The sequence below is a fragment of the Mycobacterium sp. shizuoka-1 genome, assembly GCF_002723835.1.
Taxonomy (GTDB): domain Bacteria; phylum Actinomycetota; class Actinomycetes; order Mycobacteriales; family Mycobacteriaceae; genus Mycobacterium.
In genome coordinates this window covers 6,106-23,728 of record NZ_BEWG01000037.1, presented here as the reverse complement: position 1 = coordinate 23,728, position 17,623 = coordinate 6,106, and the positions used below count along the sequence as shown (strand labels likewise).

Below are 17,623 nucleotides of genomic sequence, written 5' to 3'. Positions count from 1 at the left end.
GGGGGCAGGCGGGCGGCGTTGATGGTGGGTTCGGTGAGGCCGAAGGCCAGGACCACGCGATCATCGGGTGTGGCGCCGGTGGCGCGTAGCAGTGCGCGGATCGATCCGAGTGTGGCGCCGTTGGTGGATGCGAGTCTCCATGTCACGGCGGTCTGTCCGTGTGCGCTGGTGAAGTGTTTTCGTTGGCCGGGTCGGATACCGATGGCAGCTGCGAATGCGGGCGGTAGTGGGCGGCCGGATCCGCGGAGCAGATCGGCGGTCACCGGTAGCAGGAGGCGTGCTTGGTGGTGCGGGTCGTGGAATGCCCCGCGGGCCGTGCGCAGGTGGGGGAATTCAGGCCACGGGTCTCTGGGTTTGCGCCGACGGATCAGGCCGTCGCGCCGTCTGATGAAGTTCAGGGTCGATAGGTGGGTCTGGATGGAGGTCGCTGCGACGTCGGGGAAGGTCGACCGGATTGCCGTGATGAGGTCTGCTTGGGTGGCGGCGCCGCCTGCGGCGTCGAGGCAGGTGGTGATGGCGTGATCGATGCCGGCGTACTCGGGCAATTCCCAGGTGCGCAGCGCCCAGGTGGTCCGGCTGGCGCGGCTGAAGCGGTGGTCGTCGGACAGGACCGCCGCGACGGTGGTTAGACGGACTTCGGGGATGTCGATCAAGTCGGTGACTTCGGCGGGTGTTGCGGGGGTTTTGTGCGCTTGTAGTGCGGCTTCGATCATGTTGGCGGTGGTGTCGGTGTTCCATGGGACACAGCGGTCGCCGAAGTCGCGCAGGGTCAGGTGTGTTTCGAGGTAGGCGTCGGCGGTCTGCGGTGGCATGCCGATACCGGTGAGGGCGGCCAGCAGTGTTTCGCGGGGTGGGGCTGGATCGGTGGCGAATGCGGTGGTGATGGCGGCGCTCGCTGCGGCGGATCCGTCGACGGTGGTGTTGTTGTACCAGTCGTGGTGGCGGCGGTATGGGCCGGCGAGGTGCAGCAGTAGGTCAGCGGCGATGTCGTTAGCGGGGATGTCGAGGCGGTGCAGCTCGGCGGTGACCGCTGCGTGCGGTGTGTAGGGGCCCAGCGTGGCGCGCAGCGCCGCAGCTTGGCCGACAAGGGTGTGGTGGGCGGGTTGGGTGAGTAGTTCTTCAAGGCGGGCTTGGGCGCGTCGCTGGTAGCGCCGGATCGAGATGGGTTGCACGCCGAGGTGGCTGGCGAGCTCTGCGTGTGGGGTGGGGGTCTGCGCCCAGGACCGTTGGGACAGGATCGTGACGTCGCGGTCGTTGAGTTCGCTGATGAGTCGGTCGGCGGCGGCTCGGGCGGTCTCTGGTGGTGGCGTGGTCTCGGTGGCTGCTGCGGCGGTCGCGGCGGTGATGATCGCGTTGACGGTGGTCGGTCCCGAGAGTTTCCAGGTCAGCAGGGATTGTGGGGTGTGTTTGCCGAGGTCGCACCATTTCTGCATGGCGCTGCCGTAGACGGTCCGGGCGCGGCGGGGAAGAAGCGCGTACGGGATCGGGCGGTCGACGATCGCGGTGTATCCGGGGATGAGGTCCTGTAGCGGGGTTGAGCAGTGCTCGGGCGTGTTCCACCAGTGCCGGTCTGCTGGGGCGGGTGCGGCGCCGGGGTCGCGCTGGTGGGTCATGCCCAGTACGGCGGCAGCTGCTCGATGGACTGTCGGTAGTCCGGTTCGAGGGTCATAAGGTCGAGCTGGTCGTTGCGGCGCTTCACGTCGGGCCAGAGCCGGACGCGTTCGATGAGCCAGTCATACCAGTCGACGTCCAAGCCTCCGGCGGCCAGACCAGCCCGGTAGGAGGCGGTGGCGAGGTCGCGATCCATGGTGATGCGCGCGGTGACCGAGTCGGCGGACATCCATGTTTCGGCGCGAAGGTGACGTTCGGCGCGTTCGGTGTCGGCCAGGCACGCTTTGATGGCGTCGAACCATGCATCTAGTGCGGTGCGCCAGCCGACTTTTCTTCCGGGCTCCCAGTCGGCCGGCGGTATGGCGGCTAGGTCGGCTGCGGCGCGGGAGCGAGCTGATTGCTGAGTGTCGGCGGGTTCAGTGGTCGTCTCGGCAGCGATGGTGGTGATGGTGGCGCGCCAGTTGGGTTCCAGTGTGCCGTCGCGGGCCGCCAGTAGCTGGGCGTGGAGATAGTTCAGTTTGGTGATCTGGTAGGTGAATTCGGCGATGGCCGTCTGGGCGTGGGACAGCTTGGCGGCGGCGTCGATGTTCCACTCGAATTCGTCGTGGGCGGGTCCCGATGCGAGGTCGTCTTCGGTGTCTTTCATGGTGTTCGGGTCGGTCATGGCGCGGTCATTGTCGTCGCCGTAGTGGGAGCCGCGTGGGTAGTCGGCCGGAAGCCGAATGTGCTCCCCCCCCCAGTCCCCCGGTCCACCATGGCGCCAAACCTACTCGGCTGCTGCTCAGGTCGCGAGTGCCGGCGGCCCCGTTATTGGGGCTGCCCGGCAGACAGGAGCTGCTGGCCGAAACTTCGGACGGCGTCGTTGAGTTCCCTCATTTCCTCGATCAGCAACGCGTTTGATTGGGCCATGCTCGCGAGTGCGGCGGCCTGCGCGAGTTGCGCATGCACCGCCGCCAGCGCAGTGCGCTCCGACTGCGGCAGCTCGTCGACGGCTGGGTCGTCTTCGCCGCACAGTTCGAGGATTGCGGTGGCGCGGTAGGCGTGTTCTTCTGATTCGCGGATCGGTCGGGTCACCTGCTCGGTGCTCGGATCGGTCATGAGGTGGACGCTAACAGCGGGCTCTGACGGGCGGACGCAATGGGCGGTGAGTCCTGCCGCGGACGTCTGGACTCGTGGAGTTCTTCGTCGGCGTGGCGGCGGCCAGCGGCGGTCAAGCGGTAGAGCTTGGAGCCCCGCTTTCCCGTCGAGCGGGTTCTGGACTCGACGAGGCCCCGGCGTTCGAGCTGGGTCAGCAGCCGGCTATGTCCGGACCGGTCGCGGCCGCCGACGTCCATCGGGCGGACCCATTCGCCTTCGGCGAAGCCGGCACGGGCAAACGCGATCAGGACCTTGCGCTGGCCTTCGGTCAACGGGCGCGGGGCACGTCCTCGACGCGTGTCCGTGGGAGTCATGCCTTCGACGGTAAGAAGCCTCGCGGCCAGATTCCAGAGGAGCCGGCGGCCACCGAAGTCCTCTTGAATGCAGGCGGCGGTTTGCCGATGCTGAGTTTGATTCCGCTAGCTGCTGCGATGTCTGGAGGTGTTGGACGCTGATGTGTCGAGCCGAGCATGAACCCGATGGTCCGCGGCGTTGCCCGGGCGATATGCGGCTGGGGTACGCGCGGGCGGCGCGCGGCGTTAAGAGGTTGGAGCGAGCTGAGGATGCGTTGCTGTCTGAGCTTGCCGATCTTGAAGAGTCGAATGGGGCTGCAAGCTCGGCTGTGCGTGCGCCGGTGTCGTTCGCGGATAAGTCGACGCGGACTGAGGACATCCGGCGTGAGATTGATACGGCGATCGCCGAGTTGGGCACTGGCCCGAAGTGGCGGGAGTGGTTGGATTTCCAGCAACGGTTCCACCGGTACTCGATGAACAACCAGCTGCTGATCTTGGCGCAGCGGCCTGATGCCCAGCAGGTTGCGGGTTTCAACAAGTGGAAAGAGCTCGGGCGTAGCGTCGATAAGGGCGAGAAGGCGATCTGGATCTACGCCCCGATGGTCAAGAAGGTTGAGGTCGAGGACGCCAACGGCTCGCGCAAGGAGAGCAAGGTCATCGGGTTCAAGCCCGTGCCGGTCTATGACGTCGCGTCGACGAGTGGGAAGCCGCTGCCGCAGCCGCCGCAGGTGCCGTACAACCGGGCGTCGGGTAGAGCGCCGGAGGGTATGCATGAGGATCTGGCTGCGCAGGTGGGAGAGCATGGGTATGCCCTGGTGTACAAGGATCTCGGCGATGATCCGCGCATCCCTGACGGCTCCACCGATCCGGTAAGCAAGACGGTCACGATCAATAGCAGTTACAGCCACGCTCATCAGGCCAAAACGCTGGCCCACGAGCTCGCTCACATCGAGCTCGGGCACACCGAACGTACTGGTGAGTATCACACTCGCGCGGGTGGGCAGCGCTCGACGATGGAGGTCGAGGCCGAGAGCGTCTCCTATGTGGTGGCTCGGCGGTACGGGTTGCGCGAGGAGGGTGAATCGTTCGCCTACATCGAGAGTTGGGCGCGAGGAGATGTGGAGAAGACCCGCAAGACTGCGGAGGCCGTGTGCAAGGCCACTGATCGGATCATGGGTCGTATCAAGCGTTTCCAGGAAGTCTAGGCGGCGTATGTCGGAGTGCGATGGATCAGATGGAGAGGTTCTGATGAGTGGAGTTGTGTCGGTGCGTGTCGAGGTGACCGATCCCAGTGATGGACAGGTTCATGTTTTTGAGGGACCCGATGAGGTCGGGGTGCAGCGGCAGGTTGACGAGTTCTTCGGCGTCGAGGAGGCAGACCGGCGTGAGCTCGATACCGACTGACCTGGCAGCGCTGCGGGAGCAGAAGCTCCGCGAACTTGCGGAGGTTCGCTTGCAGCTGGCTGCAGCGCGGCAGCGACTGGCCGACGCGGCAGTCGAGTATGCGGCGACCTCCGACGGATTATGCGAGACCTACCGGCGCTTCGAGCTTGCCAGCGGGGCCGAGCGTGACGAGTTGCGCGCGGTGTATCTGGGCGGATTATCGTTGGCGGATCAGGAGTTTCAACGCAGATGCGCGTTGGGCCACTCACGGGATGAGGATGGCCCACTCCAGGCGTTGCCCGTGGGCAGTTTTGATGACCCGTTGGGGCGGGCGTTGATCGAAGGCCAGATCATGGGTTGGGCGCGCGTGGGGCGCGGCACGCATCCGGTCGTTGTGGTCGGCCTGATGCGGTTGCTGCCAGACCAACGCACCCGTGAGCGGTTACGGCTTCGGGATAGCGCAGATCCTCTGTTGGGGACCTTCACCAGCACACTACCGGAGGTGCTGAGACGTGCCTGGGCTGATGCCGAAACCCGGGCCAAGGTGCAGCGGTTTCTGGGGACGCACGCCAGCGTCGTGGGTGGGCTGATCACATGACTTCAGTGGTGTCACGCGAGGTGGTTGAGGTGGAGACGCCCCAGGAACGGGCCCAACGGCGCCTCGGAGAACTCGGCCGGGCGGTTAGTGGGGTGTTAGAGGTGCTCGCGGCAATCTACCGCGATCAGGATTGGCGCTTCCTTCTCGACCGGGATGGGCACAGCTACAACGACTTCGGTCATTTCATCCACGATCAGCTCGGTGGATCAGCGTCGAATGCGCGCCGGTATCGCCAAGGGGTGGAGACCTTGGTTGTGCCGCTGCAGGAAATCGTGGGCCCGGGCACGCACGTGCCGGTAACGCCCAATGACGTCGCGCTGCTGGGGCTTGAAGGCGCCCGACAGGTCGTGTCTGCGGCGACCAGTCGCCTGGGGGAACTCGTCGACGCGGGAGAACAAAGCCAGGCCCTGCGAACGTTGATCGACGAGAACATCGCCGCCAGGGCGCGTCGTGGCTCGCCAGTGATTGTCGATGGCGATCTTGATGAGTTGCCGCCGGCGCCGCCGGCGATAGTCCCGTCCAGTGAGGCCGAGCCGCCCGATGAGGCATACAGCCCGGCGCCCGGCGAGAGCGGGCTTGATGACGGCTCGCACGCTGTGGTTGTGGGCAGCGACGCCGAGATCGACGCGGGCGCGCTTCGCCGGGCGTTGACGCTCTTTCGGGACATGGACCCCGCCGTGGCCGCTACCGCTCTGGGTGCCAGTCGTGGGCCGGTGGCTGCGGGCGAGTGCGTGGAGGCAGCGCGCCGGCTCGCACGTTTGGGGCAGATCCTCGAGGCGACACGCTGACCGCCTTCCCCATCATCAAACTGCCCCGTGGTTGCGGGTTTGCTTGTGCTGCCTGGGCTTAAGGACGCACACCTTTCGATGCTGTTGCCGCCGAGGTGACGGTCAACTCGATGTGGAGGCCGGCTTTGGCGGCCATGTTCAGGAGTGCGTCAACGCTGAATCGTTCCACCTGCCCGCTGGCGAGGTGAGAGATCCGGGGTTGGCTGACGCCCAGCTTGGCCGCAGCCTCGGCCTGGGTCCAATCATTGGTGATGATCCAGTCGGCGATGGCGGCGGCCAGCTGGCGGCGGACGTGCAGATTGACCGCGTCGCTTGATGGGGTGCGCTGGCCGGGCATCGGGCGGTGGGACCTTCCGGGTTGTTTGGCTGTGTGCCCCAGTGTATTCCGGCCCATTGCGCGCGGACGTCGGCGCGAGGGTCAGGCGGTGGCTTCAGCGGCAGCGTAGATGGCGCGCATCATGGTGTCAGGCCAGCTGACCGCAGCGACCTGGCCGCCGTTGAGGCCGCGCAAGATACCGACGATGACCGGCTTTGGCCCGGAAGCCGTGGTGTAGGTGTATACCGGAGCTCCGGAATCGCCATGCTGGCTGGTCATGCTTCCCGGTGCCATCGTGAACCATCCGTCGTTGACGGCTTCGATGGTGCCGCAGGACGATCCGGTAACCGGTCCGAGCTGGCACACCTTCATTCCTGGCTTGGGCTTGACGCCTGGTTCGGTGATCAGTGGGCGGGTCCCGTTGGGTCCGAGCTGATTGGTCGCCTGGACGTTGGAGTTCAGGGCGATGACCTGGTAGTCGATCACGCTGTCGCGGGGTCCGGTTCTTTTCTGGCCGACGCGGTTGTGCTCAGAAAGGGCGACGACACCGATCGGTCGGCCGGCCTGGTCGGTGACAGTCTGCCCGGTGGCGCAGTGGCCGGCGGAGTAGGCGATGCGGCGGCGTGTGTCGATGAACCCGATGGCGCACGCGCTATCCCCCTGCGTAATGGCCATGCCGGGGTAAGCCATCATTGCCGGGCCGGCCGAGGCGGGAATCGGGACGAGCAGCGCCGCGACGGCCGCGGCAACAGCTGCGACGATGAAGCGCATCGGGTGGAGGTTCACGGGCGCAGCTTCTCCTCTTCGGCGATGAACTCCTCGATCTTTTCGACGAGGACGTGGTTTGCATAGATTCTGCGGCCTTCGCGAGCCGACCGAAAGAGGAGTGCCTGCTCGAACCTCATCTTCAGGTCAAAGCTGGCTCGGAAGCTGATCTGCACGTCGCCGGCGCTTTTGGGCATTGCCGCGTCCCTTTCCGTTGCCGCCGGCGACTCATCAGGCCAGCTTGCCAGCATGTTATCCAGCCCATGATCCAGATAGCTAGAGGGCTCGGTTGCGGTGTTGCTGGCTCCCATGCCTTGTATGTTACTTGCTTGATTGGTTTCCCGCTAGCTTGTTCAACTGCTTTGTATTTTGCTAGCAAGTTGTCTTGTCAATGCGGCCCGGAGCCATGGTGCAGTGTTCGAACGTATGATCGGAATGTGGCAGGCGCGCTGAGGTGGACTCCTAAAGGCTGGGCGGAGCCTCCCCCTCCCCTCTCGTGCCCTAATGGGCACCCCTGGGGCGCCCCGTTTACTGTGCTGGTCGGTTCGGCGCATTGCGGCACCTGCGGAGTGCATCGCAGTTTCGCGTGCCGCAGGTGCGAGGCAATGCTGTACCGGCCGCCGAAGACGCCGCGGTGCACATTTGTTGCCCTTGACGGTCGGTCGGCCGCTACTGGAGCCCCTTCCTAGTTCGACTGATTCGCATACGCTCTATCGGGGCTCATTTCGTCACGTGACGGCACGGATGTAGGGCGGCCGCTCGGGTGATGCACCGTGCATCACGGCATTGATCAACGAAACGCCGAGAGGTCCTCTTGCGTACGTTTCAAACGATCCATACGGTAATACCGGTATTTAGGAAGGAGCTAGTGTCTAGTGACAGAGACGCCCACCGCCCGCATGCCACGCCGGCCCGCGAAAGCCGCCGGGAAGCGCAAGACCGCGAACCGCTTCGCCCAGTTCGCCGGGGGAGACGCCGCCGACATCCCCTCCCCCGCCGTCGAGGGATCGACCGAAGTCTCCGGGCTCATCGGTGGAATGTCGGCCATCGCCGCCGGCAGCGCCCACCGGGTCCTGCAGCTGTCCGTCAGCGAGATCGCGCCCCACCCGTTCAACGCCGCCGAACGCTCCCAGCCTCAGCCCGACGACCCGAAATGGGAAGAGCTGTTGGCCTCCGTGCGTGCAAACGGGGTACGGCTGCCGCTGCTGGCCGTTAGCCGGGAAGCATTCGTTGCCGCACGGCCTGAGGCCGGTTCGTCTATCGACGACGGCTATCGATATGTGCTCATCTACGGGCATCGGCGCCGGATCGCCGCATTGGAGGCCGACCGGCAGTCGGTCCCCGTGGTCGTCGACGACGCGGTCCTCGCCGACCACGGCGACCTCGATGCTATGGCTACGGAGAACCTTGGTCGCGAGGATCTCCCCGATCTTGCTGAGGCTGAGCTGTTCGCGAGGTACTCCGATATTGGTTTGTCCCAGCGTGCGATCGCCGAGCGGCTGGGCGTCAACCAGGCTACGGTTTCGCGGCGTCTGGCGCTGCTTCTGCTGGCCCCCGAGGTGCGCAAGGCTGTGGAGACCGGACGTCTCCCCAGCGCCGAAGCGGCCATCCTGTCCGGCATGCTGCCCTACGGTCCCCCGCGTCGCTGGCAGAAGAGCAAAGACCCCGACCAAGGCAGCGATCGTCGCCGAGCCGAGCAGGTTGAGGCCCAGCGGCTCGTCGTGCAGCACAACTGGACGGCATCACGAGCCGCGGAACGCGTCATCGCTGAACGGGAGGCGCGCGCCGAAGCGCGTGGCCTCGGAGTCGTCTTGGTCGACGATCCCCGTGCCGAGCTGGGTGAGCACTACATCGACCATCGCATCAGCCGTGACGAGTACCAGCCGGGCGCCGACGTGGTGGGAGCGATCAATTCCGGTACGGGATACCTCGATCTCTATGTGCGCTCACTGGCGGTCCCCGATGAGTCTCCATCGCCGCCGTCCGACGGCGATGGTGATGATGGCGGCCTCGGCCCCGTCAGCGGCCATGCACCCCCGGAGTCGGCGCCGGAGCGTCCGGAGTCGGCTGGAGCCGCCAGTGATCCACCTCCGCCGGAGGTCCGCGACGACCTCCAGGAAGAACCGGCTGTGGTCGACCCAGAGACGGCTCGGCGCAGCGAAGACGTCGCGGCCGCCGCGGCGGCCCAGGCACATCGCCGGCAAGCCTGCTCCACGCTCATCGGACTTGCACCTACCAACGCAGAGCTACTCAAGACCCTCGTACGGCAGTACTTATCCGGGGTGGCGGTGCGGTGCCAAACCTCAGCGGTGCGGGCCCTGCTACGCGACTGGGACTCCCACGTCGAGGGCAACTCGGACAAGGCTCGTTCCACGATGGCATGGCATCGTGCGGTGGCCGCTGACGAACTGCACACCGCCGAGTTGAAGGACAAGATGTGGGATGACGATGCGGTTGCCCACATTGAACGACTGATTGACCGCGTCGGCTACCAACCCACGGAGTGGGAACGTCGCCAGCTCGACGCTGCTCGCCCGTGATGCAGGCTGCATCACCGCCCACCCCGCCGATCGTGATGCAGGCTGCATCACGGCATCGCCCCACCGCCTGAGACAGGAGAACCTTCGATGCCCACCTACACCGTTGCCAACATGTCCGGCAGTGTCGGTAAGACCACCACCGTGGTCACTACCGCCGTCCTTCTCGCCGCCTCGGGGCTGCGTGTCCGCGTTGTTGATCTCGATCCGCAGGCGAACGCGAGCACCTGGCTGGGCTATCCCGATATCAGCGGATCCACCGTGGCTGATGTCCTGCGTCTGAACTGCACCATCGACGACATCGAGCGTCCTGCTCGTGTCCTGGCCGACTACGACGATCAAGGTCCGGTGTACACCGACGCCACCGAAGGGCAGATTCCCAATCTCACGGTGGTCCCGGCGGCACGATCGACCCTCGACAAGCTCATGGTTGAACTGCCGGCGGTCACCGGTGGTGTGACACGGCTGCGTGAGGCCATGGAGTCCGCGGCGCCGGTCGACGTCACGCTCATCGACTCCCCCGGCTCGAACAGTGCGCTCGTGACGACGGCATTGATTGCCTCCTCGACCGAGGAAGAGGGCCCGGCGGGCTCCTGGGGCCTGATTACGTGCACGAAGCCCTCAGGCAAGGAAGCAGAGGGCATTCAGGACTTGCTGCGTGAGCTTGCGGTGCTTAAGAAGACCTATCGGATCGACATTCCGCTACTGGCCATCGTGCCCTGCGCTGTGCCCTCCAGCGGGACCGTGTATCGCCAGCAGATGGAGTATCTACATGAGGGCTTCGATGCGAAGGTGACCCCCGCGGTTCGACGTAGCTCCATCGTGGACGAGGCGTACACGAACTACACGCCGGTGCCGCTGTACGGCTACCGAGCCAAAGACGTCACCCACGACTATCAGGCCGTTGTCGATCACATGAAGAGTCAGGGGATGTTCCGGCCCGCATCCATCCATGCCTGATCAAGATTCCCAGCGTCGCGCCGGGGATTCCACCGAGGTCAGCAAGGTCAACATTCCACGGGACCTACACCGGCGTGCGCGCGCGGCGGTGCGAATTGTGCAGCGGGTCACGGGGCGGCCGTACACCTTCGCGCAGTTCGTTCGTGAGGCGTTCATTGCCCAGCTGGCCGTCATCGCGCGCGACTACAACCGCGGGGCTGAGATCTACCCGGACGATGAGCCTTTGGGGCCGGGCCGGCGACGCTAGATCCCCGGCGGCGTGAGGGGCGCGGTGATGCAGGCTGCATCACCATCGCCTCAGGTGTGTGGCTGCTACTGCGGTTCCGGGAGTAGTCCGAACTCGTAGCGCAGCGCTTGCTCTACCAGAGCGCTGCGGGTGCCTGCACCCCACCGCTGCACGAGGTCGTCGAGACGTTCGGCGTTGCCGGCGGTGACACCGGACAGGACGACCGTGCGTGGCGCGGTCAGGTGCCGCCGTCGCGGGGGTACCGCTGTTGCCGATGGACGTTCGAAGAGCTGTCCCTCGGCGATCGTTGTCTGAGGGACCGTCCAGGTGGTTTGGAGCCGGTGGGCGTGGGCTTCGATCGCGTCCAGGACGATGGCGCCCATGGTCCTGGCCAAACCCCGCCGCACTTTCTTCTCAGCGTTCTGCACCCGGTAGAGCTCGTCATAGACCTCGGCGGATAGCAGGGCCTCAGGTGGGCGGTGCCGTTTCGATGGGGGACGCCCTGCCGGTTCCGCGTCTCGAACACTTTGGCGTGTGCCCGGCGACGGCACCGAGGGGCGTCGGGGCGCCGTTCGAGTACGTGGTTCCGACACCGCTTCTGCCGGTGGTTGCGGCGGCGATTTCGGTGGTGCTTCGGTCTCGGCGGCGGGCTCCGGGGCGGGTTCATCCCGGGGCTTCGCGGGGCGGGCTGGCCAAAGATCGTCGAGGTCGTCGTCGAGAGCGTTAGGGTCGAAGACGGCTTTGCGGCGTGTAGGCGTGCTCATCCGACCCTCTCCCCCACGGCCGCCGCTTCATAGCTCACCAGGCGGGACACGATCTGGCGCACGAGCTCTTGATAGTCGGCGGCCAGTCCAGTCGGGTCGCTTGACCACAAGGCCCGTTCGGGGCGCTGTTTGTCGCGCAGTCTGGTCAGTCGACTGCGCCGTTCGTCATGAGCGAGCGCCACGAGCTCGCCAGCAGTCCGGTGCAGCGTGCGCATGTCCACCGCCGCGGCCGGAGCCGATCGAATGGTGATGTCGAAGGGGCTTGTGCCGCTACCAGCCAGCATGTCGTTGACCTGTGCAAACACTTCCTCGTTGCGTTTGGTAGCCCGAGGGTTCACATCGAAGAGCAGCACGCCGAGCAGTTGGATGGACGCGCCATGTTTGCGGGCTCGCCAGAAGCGGCGAGCCAGGCGTTCGACGCCGCCAAGGCTGGCCTGGTCTGCCCGGGTCGGAATGAGCAAATAGTTCGCAACCGACAGATAGGTGTCCAGGAGGGGCACGTCTCCGGGCCCAGAGTCGATCAGCACGACGTCGTAGCCTTCGGCGTCGCACAGTGCTTGAAGTTGGGTCTGCATATTGGTGGCCATGTCGATGCCGTTCTCGGCGATGGTGTTGGCTGCTGCGCCTACGACGGCCAGCTGCGGTCCCCCAGCGATGACGTCGAGGTGGGTGCGCACGTCGCGTACCGGCGTCAGCGGGGTCCCGAACTGCAGCGTGGCGGCCAGTGATTGGCCACGGTCGCCGTCGACACCAAGGTCCTCGACGGTCACGTTGGCCTGTGGGTCACCGTCAACGACCAGGACGCGCCGGCCCCGCTTTCCGGCGGTGGCGATCATTTCCGCAACCGCGGCAACGGTGGTCGATTTACCGACGCCGCCTTTCTGATTGGCCACGAGGATTGTTCGGGCCGGTCCGGTCATCGTCATGCATGCACCGTAGGTCTGTTCGTCCGTGGCCTCTCGGCGACGCACACGGGTGAGTCCGAACTGTTACCCGTGGGATTGGCGTGGCGTGTGGTGTTGCGGCGCAATGTGCTGGTCAACGCCAGGCGTGACGCTGTGGGATGCGTGAGTGGGTGCGAGCGGATCAACGTCAGTACCGTGCCGCGTGAGTCACGGTGTACGCCAACATGGTTGTCGGGGCGTTGACACGCCTCAGTAATGGGTCGGGCCTGATGGCGAATGATCGCTCGTTGACACGGACGTGCGGATCGGCGTGCTCTAGGGCGTGTGTTGCCCGGCGTCTGCCCGGCGCCTGCCCGTGTGATTGTCCGTGATAGGCCCGTATTTTGCAGGTCAGCGCCCTTTTCACGGACTATAGTCCAAGGCTCGCACCCAACGTCCGGTCATCTCTTGGCCGACGCACGGGACGTCGCGTAACCGACGCGGCGACCTCGGCCGTGGCCGCGAATCGGACAGATGGACGGGCCGTGACCTGCGTGGGGCGGCGATGCGGCGCGGTGCGATCAGCGCTGGGGAGTGTGGGGTTGCTCCGCGGTGCTGTCGAAATGCGGCGGGTAGGCAGGCTGCAGGTGTGTGGTGAGGGCCAGGTCGTAGCCGCGGAACACATTCTGCAGATGCTTGAGGGTTTCGACGCGTTTGGCGTCGGCCTGAGCGCGGATGGTGTCAGCCTCGGCCTGGGCGCGAGAGACAGCGGCCTGAGCGGCGGCCATCTGGGCGTGATGTTCGGCTTCAGCGATCAGCGCCTGCATTGCCGAGTCGGCGGCGGCTTTAAGTGAGGCCAGCGTGTCGAGCAGATCAGCGCTGCTCGCCGACGGCGGGGTGGGGGAGGGGTTTGCGTGCGGTTCGTCGGATTCCGTGGGCGTAGCCATGGAGGTTTCCGTAAGGGGTGCCGCGGGGAGGTCTCCGAGCTTGCGCCGCAGGAAACGCTCGGCATCTCTGCGGCGGGTGCGCTTGTTCGACTTGGCGCCCAGTTCAGGGAAGACCTCGTACGGCAGGGACCCGTTGCGCCACCAGGAGCGCACCGTGTTGGGCTTGACCATGCCGCCGGCCAGCTCGGCAATGCCGTCAGCGGTCAGCAGCGAGTCTGGGTCGATGGCGCCGGGTGGGCCATCGGGGGTCGCCATAGCCCCACAATGTACGACATTGTGCGGTGCCATGGCGCATCCTGGCGGATCTGCGCGCAATATCCCACCTCATAGCGCATAATCACGCAACACGCGACACGCCTTCGCGAAGCTATCCCGCACTATGGCGCATCCTGCGCTACCGTGGTGCTTGCGCGGCTACCCGCGCGAGCTCAGCGGAGGAGGACGCGATGACGACCACTTTGGATACGGCTCCGGGCGAGGTCGCTGCAGACGTGCCCTCGACGCGGCAACAAAAGACGCGCCGGGGGACCGAGACGCGCAAGCGCTCCGCCCAGATGGCCCTGCGGCTGCTGCCGCGGGAAGCGGATGTCGCGGCCGCGGTGGCCGCTGGGTTCAATAAGAAAAGTGTCCAGGAACTGATCGTTGAGGCCTGCCAGCCGCTGATGTCGCCAGAGGCGTTGGTCACCCTGGCCGAAGACCGTGAATCGGTGCGCGCTCTAGCGCGTGAGCACGGGATCTCTGAGGTGCAGGCTCTACTGCTGAGGGCGTTGACCTCGACCCCGACCGCGGTGGCCTGACCGCCGGCGCCGCGTGGTGAGCCCTGTCGAGGGCCGTCGCGCGTGAATCTGTAGTTTCTCCGTCATGGTACTCGCGCGCGGGTATCCGCGTGTCGATGCGCGGATACCCGCGCGGGCCGTGCAACGATCCCTCCAGACACACCAATGACAACCGGAGGCTGCATGGGACGACCCGCTCGGTAGCGCATCACCAACATTCACGCGCGAATCCCCTTTCTTTACAACACCTCTCACGCCAGCACTTGTGATGGCGTGATTCGACGATCGTCGTGACGGGTTGCCGGATCTCCGGTACACCTCACGATGACGCGCGCCTTGGGCCTGACGATCGGTACCGGCCAGCATCCCGGCTGGCCGTGTCTGGCATGCGGTCACATCGAAAGGAGAAGAGACCCCACATCACCTGTCGACCCCAGACAACACTCCACCTGAGACTCATTGGCGGAGCACGTATCTGACCAGTCGGCACCACACCTGAATAGTCCGGCGCGAACCCGCCGCCTTCAAACATTCGAAGCCCCCGGCGGCAACCGAGGGCTTCGAATCTGAAGTTTTCGAGTCGAGTTGGCCCTCGACTCGGTGGGCTCGCGCCCCTCCCCGAAGGGACTTGTCTCCATGGACAGGTACCACGATAGCGCACGCCTACTGCACGGACACGATGGCGCGCTGTTTCGTGATCTCGCCGATGCTTGCAGACCGCCGGTGTCGGCTCGTATAGCTCGCATCAAGCAACGGGAACAGCGGCGGCAATGGATCGTCGTCGCCGGAGCGACTTCACCCACGACATCGATGTGGACCAGCCGCGCCGGCTGGATCGAGGAAGTGGATTGTTGGGCCGAAACGGCCTCTGGCTCTGCGGTTCTCACGCGCGTGAACCTGAGCCAGTCGATGCTGCTCAAGGTCTGCGTGGCGCTGGCCGCGCACGCCGATCACGCGACTGGCCGGCACTGCGCAGTGACCAACGCGGCCGCGGCCAAGGCTGCGGGATGCTCCCAGCGCAGTGTGACGACCGTGCGCGCGGTCCTCGCTAAAGCCGGTCTTGCTGTGGAAGTTCGTCGAGGCACCGGGTCGATGGCGTCCCCTCAGCGGTATCGGCGGCCGTCGGTGTGGCATTTGGTGAGCCGGCGCAGGCCTGTGGATAACGTGGCGGTTTGCGACCTACCGCCATCCCGTAGGGATAGGCGGGTAACTCACGTTGGAAAGAACTCACCAAAGGGCCGTTCCCGGCCCACGTCGAAGAATTCTCCCCAACCAGACACCGCGGGGCGGGGCGAACCCCGCCCGCTGCAACTCCAATTGCTTGCCGCGCGTGTCATCTCCCGCTGCCGAGGCCTCGATACCGTCCATCCCGGCCAGATCTGCGAGGTGCTCACCCGCTCGGGGCTGGACCTGGACACCTGGACTGGTGCGCAGATCGTCGATGCGCTCAATGCTGATATGCGGCGAACAGGGCGGACCTGGCCGGATTCTCTGCTGCGGCCTGCTGGATTCCTGGCTGTTCGGCTGCGTGAGTTGCCGCGAAGGCCTGTGACGGCCCGTCAAGTCCAGGCCCGTTGTACCTCGGCCGCCGTCGTTGGGGAAGTTGCGCCGCCGGCGAGTGCCAAGAGCCGCGCTGAGGCGATGGAGTACTTCCGTGCGCATCGGCGCGGTCGGATCCAAAGCTGAGAGACTGTGGGCAAGCGTTGGCTTATAGGACGCGTCTGACGACGATATCGTCCGTGGGCGCCGTGGAGTACTTGACGGGGACGCCGGTCTGCTGGGCTTCGATGATCTTGCCGTCGCCGACGTAGAGCGAGACGTGCTCGGGCACGCCAGGGGCGGAGAAGTTGCTGAACACGAGGTCGCCGGGGCGGATGTTGGCGGGGGCGATGTTCTGTCCCATGTTGATCTGGTCGTAGGTGGTGCGAGGCAGGATGATGCGGCCGTCAGTGGCCTGGGCGAACGCCCATTGGGTCAGGCCGCTGCAATCGAAGCCGCCGCCGGATGGGCCGGCGGCGCCGCCACCTCCCCACACGTAGGGCAGTCCCAGCGCTTGTTCGGCGGTCTTGATCGCCTTTTGGGCCTCGGTGCCGTTCCACGCGACGCCGGCGTGGTTGTCGTCTTCGGCGCTGTCGTCGCTCTCTGATGTGCTGTCGGTGGATCCGGCGGCGTCGATGAGTGGCTGCAGCAGCGAGGACAGTCCGGCGGCGCCGCCGCCGGGCACTCCACCACTGAGGGGGAGCTGGCCCATCGAAGGCATGCCGCCGGAACCCATGCTGCTGAGCAGCGATTCCATGGGCGATCCGGATCCGAGTCCGGCGGACGTGGTTATCGGGGCGGCATCGGTCGCTGATGACGGGAATGTAGTGGGTTCGTCTTCAAGTGGGCCGCCCAGCGCGTTGAATTCTTCGGTCTGCGCGGTCTGGCTGCTGTCTTCGTCGGCTCCCGAGTCTTCGTCGGTGTCGGCTGGGGTGTCTTTGGAGGGTGTGGAGGTTTCTGCGTCGAGCGGGGTCGGTAGTTCGGTGATGGCGTCGCCGACATTGGTGGCGAGGTCTCCGAAGCGGGTGGTGACGCCGAAGACCAAGGACTGCGCTTCGGACACACGCTGCATCCCGGCTTGGAGGAGAGCGGCCTGGCCCTGGGGAGTGTTGGAGATCGGTCCGAGGGCAAGTTTGTCGCTGTGCCAGGCGTTCTCAATGGTCGTCATTCCGCTGTGTGCGTCGCGAGCGATGCCGGCTGCCGCGTCGAGGGCTTGGGTAGCTCGGTCGTGGGCGCTACCGAGCTTTCCCCGGTCGTTGTCGAGGCGGTCGGCGGTGGCGCCAGCAGAGTCGGCTGCTGACCCGATCCAGGATTGGGGTTGGGCCGGGCGCACGTCAGTGCGCGGGCGTCGTGAGTTGCCCGGCGCGGCTCCGGTGCCTAGTAGTTCGCGGGCGTCCCGCAGGTAGGCGTCGATGGCGGTTTGGATACTCATGCACGGACTCGCTCTTGGACGACGGACAGATCCCGGTACATCTGCGTGGCGCGGGGAAGTTGGCTCTGGATCTCGGTCAGGTAGTCCTGGCGGCCGCCGGAGAAGGCTTCCTCGGCAGTGGAGATGCCGGGTCGCTGTTGGAGCCAAAAGATGTTTTTCCAGATGTCGCTGCTGGCGCCGGCGGAGGCGCGCTTGTCGTCGAGGCGGTTGAAGAACTCGGCGATCGCGGTATTGGGGTCGCTACGTCCCGGGTAGCTGGTGTCCTGCTGGAAGGGGCCCACCCATAGGCCGTTGCTGCTGACCGCGCGGGGATTGCCGGAGCTTTCCTGCAGCATCGTCGCGGCGCAGGCCAATCCCTCTTCAAGGGTGTAACCGCGGGCCTTGGCTTCGGCGAGGACCGCGGCGAAGACTTCGCCCGGAGTGGAGTCTGGCGTCAGTTTTCCCAGGGCGCCGAAATCACCGCGGAGCGGGTTTCCGCCGCCGGGCTGTGGAATGACAGCTGCGGTGCGGCGGTTGGTTTGTGAAGGGGCCAGCGACCCCAGGGAGCTCAGCGGGCTCACGGCCGCGGCCGGGGCAGTGGCCATAGGTGCCGTGGCCGCCGGCGCACCCATGGCTGGTGAGGCCATCGGCAGTGCCCCGGTCAGTCCCGGCATCGGCGTCGCTGCGG

At 65.8% G+C, this 17,623-nt stretch carries 19 protein-coding genes and 1 pseudogene; 8 read left to right on the top strand and 12 right to left on the bottom strand.

What is annotated here, in order from left to right:
* From MSZK_RS13075 to MSZK_RS13060, 4 genes are all read right to left on the bottom strand, one after another.
* Window positions 1-1,613 (bottom strand): winged helix-turn-helix domain-containing protein (locus tag MSZK_RS13075; protein WP_233211280.1); only part of this gene is annotated, 1,613 nt, incomplete at its 3' end.
* A complete protein-coding gene (locus tag MSZK_RS13070) occupies window positions 1,610-2,275 on the bottom strand; it encodes a hypothetical protein (RefSeq protein WP_233211279.1) in 666 nt (221 codons plus the stop codon). The genes MSZK_RS13075 and MSZK_RS13070, both read right to left, overlap by 4 nt.
* Before the next feature lie 143 nt (window positions 2,276-2,418).
* Entirely contained in the window at window positions 2,419-2,709 is a 291-nt protein-coding gene (locus MSZK_RS13065) for a hypothetical protein (protein WP_099248418.1), read from the bottom strand.
* The gene (locus MSZK_RS13060; protein ID WP_099248416.1) at window positions 2,706-3,062 is read right to left on the bottom strand and encodes a PadR family transcriptional regulator; all 357 of its coding nucleotides are present in this window, start codon (window positions 3,060-3,062) and stop codon (window positions 2,706-2,708) included. Before MSZK_RS13060 ends, MSZK_RS13065 begins: the two co-directional genes overlap by 4 nt.
* A 191-nt stretch (window positions 3,063-3,253) precedes the next feature.
* Between MSZK_RS13060 and MSZK_RS13055 the strand changes: the two genes are divergently transcribed.
* From MSZK_RS13055 to MSZK_RS13045, 4 genes are read left to right on the top strand one after another with little or no spacing between them, the layout of a single operon-like run.
* Window positions 3,254-4,246, top strand: coding sequence for an ArdC-like ssDNA-binding domain-containing protein (locus MSZK_RS13055; RefSeq protein ID WP_233211278.1), 993 nt, complete (start codon window positions 3,254-3,256; stop codon window positions 4,244-4,246).
* A gap of 43 nt (window positions 4,247-4,289) precedes the next feature.
* Window positions 4,290-4,445 (top strand): hypothetical protein, encoded by a 156-nt coding sequence (locus MSZK_RS32950; RefSeq protein ID WP_233211277.1) that lies wholly within the window; start codon window positions 4,290-4,292, stop codon window positions 4,443-4,445.
* Window positions 4,426-5,022, top strand: a complete 597-nt coding sequence (locus MSZK_RS13050) for a hypothetical protein (RefSeq protein WP_233211276.1) — start codon at window positions 4,426-4,428, stop codon at window positions 5,020-5,022. Before MSZK_RS32950 ends, MSZK_RS13050 begins: the two co-directional genes overlap by 20 nt.
* Window positions 5,019-5,810, top strand: coding sequence for a hypothetical protein (locus MSZK_RS13045; RefSeq protein ID WP_099248412.1), 792 nt, complete (start codon window positions 5,019-5,021; stop codon window positions 5,808-5,810). Before MSZK_RS13050 ends, MSZK_RS13045 begins: the two co-directional genes overlap by 4 nt.
* A gap of 58 nt (window positions 5,811-5,868) precedes the next feature.
* On the opposite strand, the gene MSZK_RS13040 is transcribed toward MSZK_RS13045, so the two are convergent.
* The 3 genes from MSZK_RS13040 to MSZK_RS13030 form a co-directional block, all read right to left on the bottom strand.
* The gene (locus tag MSZK_RS13040) at window positions 5,869-6,147 is read right to left on the bottom strand and encodes a helix-turn-helix domain-containing protein (RefSeq protein ID WP_099248410.1); all 279 of its coding nucleotides are present in this window, start codon (window positions 6,145-6,147) and stop codon (window positions 5,869-5,871) included.
* An 81-nt stretch (window positions 6,148-6,228) separates the two neighbouring features.
* On the bottom strand, window positions 6,229-6,912 hold the full coding sequence (locus MSZK_RS13035) for a hypothetical protein (protein ID WP_099248408.1): 684 nt from the start codon (window positions 6,910-6,912) through the stop codon (window positions 6,229-6,231).
* The gene (locus MSZK_RS13030; RefSeq protein ID WP_099248406.1) at window positions 6,909-7,202 is read right to left on the bottom strand and encodes a hypothetical protein; all 294 of its coding nucleotides are present in this window, start codon (window positions 7,200-7,202) and stop codon (window positions 6,909-6,911) included. The genes MSZK_RS13035 and MSZK_RS13030 overlap by 4 nt, the downstream gene beginning before the upstream one ends.
* A 564-nt stretch (window positions 7,203-7,766) precedes the next feature.
* Here MSZK_RS13030 and MSZK_RS13025 point away from each other — a divergent pair.
* The 3 genes from MSZK_RS13025 (at window position 7,767) to MSZK_RS13015 (ending at window position 10,635) form a co-directional block, all read left to right on the top strand.
* Window positions 7,767-9,431, top strand: a complete 1,665-nt coding sequence (locus MSZK_RS13025) for a ParB N-terminal domain-containing protein (RefSeq protein WP_087083967.1) — start codon at window positions 7,767-7,769, stop codon at window positions 9,429-9,431.
* Between the two features lie 87 nt (window positions 9,432-9,518).
* Window positions 9,519-10,388, top strand: a complete 870-nt coding sequence (locus MSZK_RS13020; protein WP_087083965.1) for a ParA family protein — start codon at window positions 9,519-9,521, stop codon at window positions 10,386-10,388.
* Entirely contained in the window at window positions 10,381-10,635 is a 255-nt protein-coding gene (locus MSZK_RS13015) for a hypothetical protein (protein ID WP_011896259.1), read from the top strand. The genes MSZK_RS13020 and MSZK_RS13015 overlap by 8 nt, the downstream gene beginning before the upstream one ends.
* A gap of 65 nt (window positions 10,636-10,700) precedes the next feature.
* Here the strand turns inward: MSZK_RS13015 and MSZK_RS32945 are convergent, their stop codons facing one another.
* From MSZK_RS32945 to MSZK_RS13000, 3 genes are all read right to left on the bottom strand, one after another.
* Entirely contained in the window at window positions 10,701-11,042 is a 342-nt protein-coding gene (locus MSZK_RS32945; protein ID WP_233211275.1) for a hypothetical protein, read from the bottom strand.
* 332 nt (window positions 11,043-11,374) lie between these two features.
* Window positions 11,375-12,304, bottom strand: coding sequence for a ParA family protein (locus MSZK_RS13005; protein ID WP_011896261.1), 930 nt, complete (start codon window positions 12,302-12,304; stop codon window positions 11,375-11,377).
* A gap of 539 nt (window positions 12,305-12,843) precedes the next feature.
* On the bottom strand, window positions 12,844-13,464 hold the full coding sequence (locus MSZK_RS13000; protein WP_041801126.1) for a hypothetical protein: 621 nt from the start codon (window positions 13,462-13,464) through the stop codon (window positions 12,844-12,846).
* Between the two features lie 191 nt (window positions 13,465-13,655).
* On the opposite strand from MSZK_RS13000, the gene MSZK_RS12995 reads away from it, so the two are divergent.
* Entirely contained in the window at window positions 13,656-14,006 is a 351-nt protein-coding gene (locus MSZK_RS12995) for a hypothetical protein (RefSeq protein ID WP_041801127.1), read from the top strand.
* A gap of 1,687 nt (window positions 14,007-15,693) precedes the next feature.
* On the opposite strand, the gene MSZK_RS12985 is transcribed toward MSZK_RS12995, so the two are convergent.
* Entirely contained in the window at window positions 15,694-16,956 is a 1,263-nt protein-coding gene (locus MSZK_RS12985) for a C40 family peptidase (RefSeq protein ID WP_099248402.1), read from the bottom strand.
* Window positions 16,953-17,623 (bottom strand): annotated as a pseudogene (locus MSZK_RS12980) (lytic transglycosylase domain-containing protein); the annotation flags it as partial. The gene MSZK_RS12985 and the pseudogene MSZK_RS12980, both read right to left, overlap by 4 nt.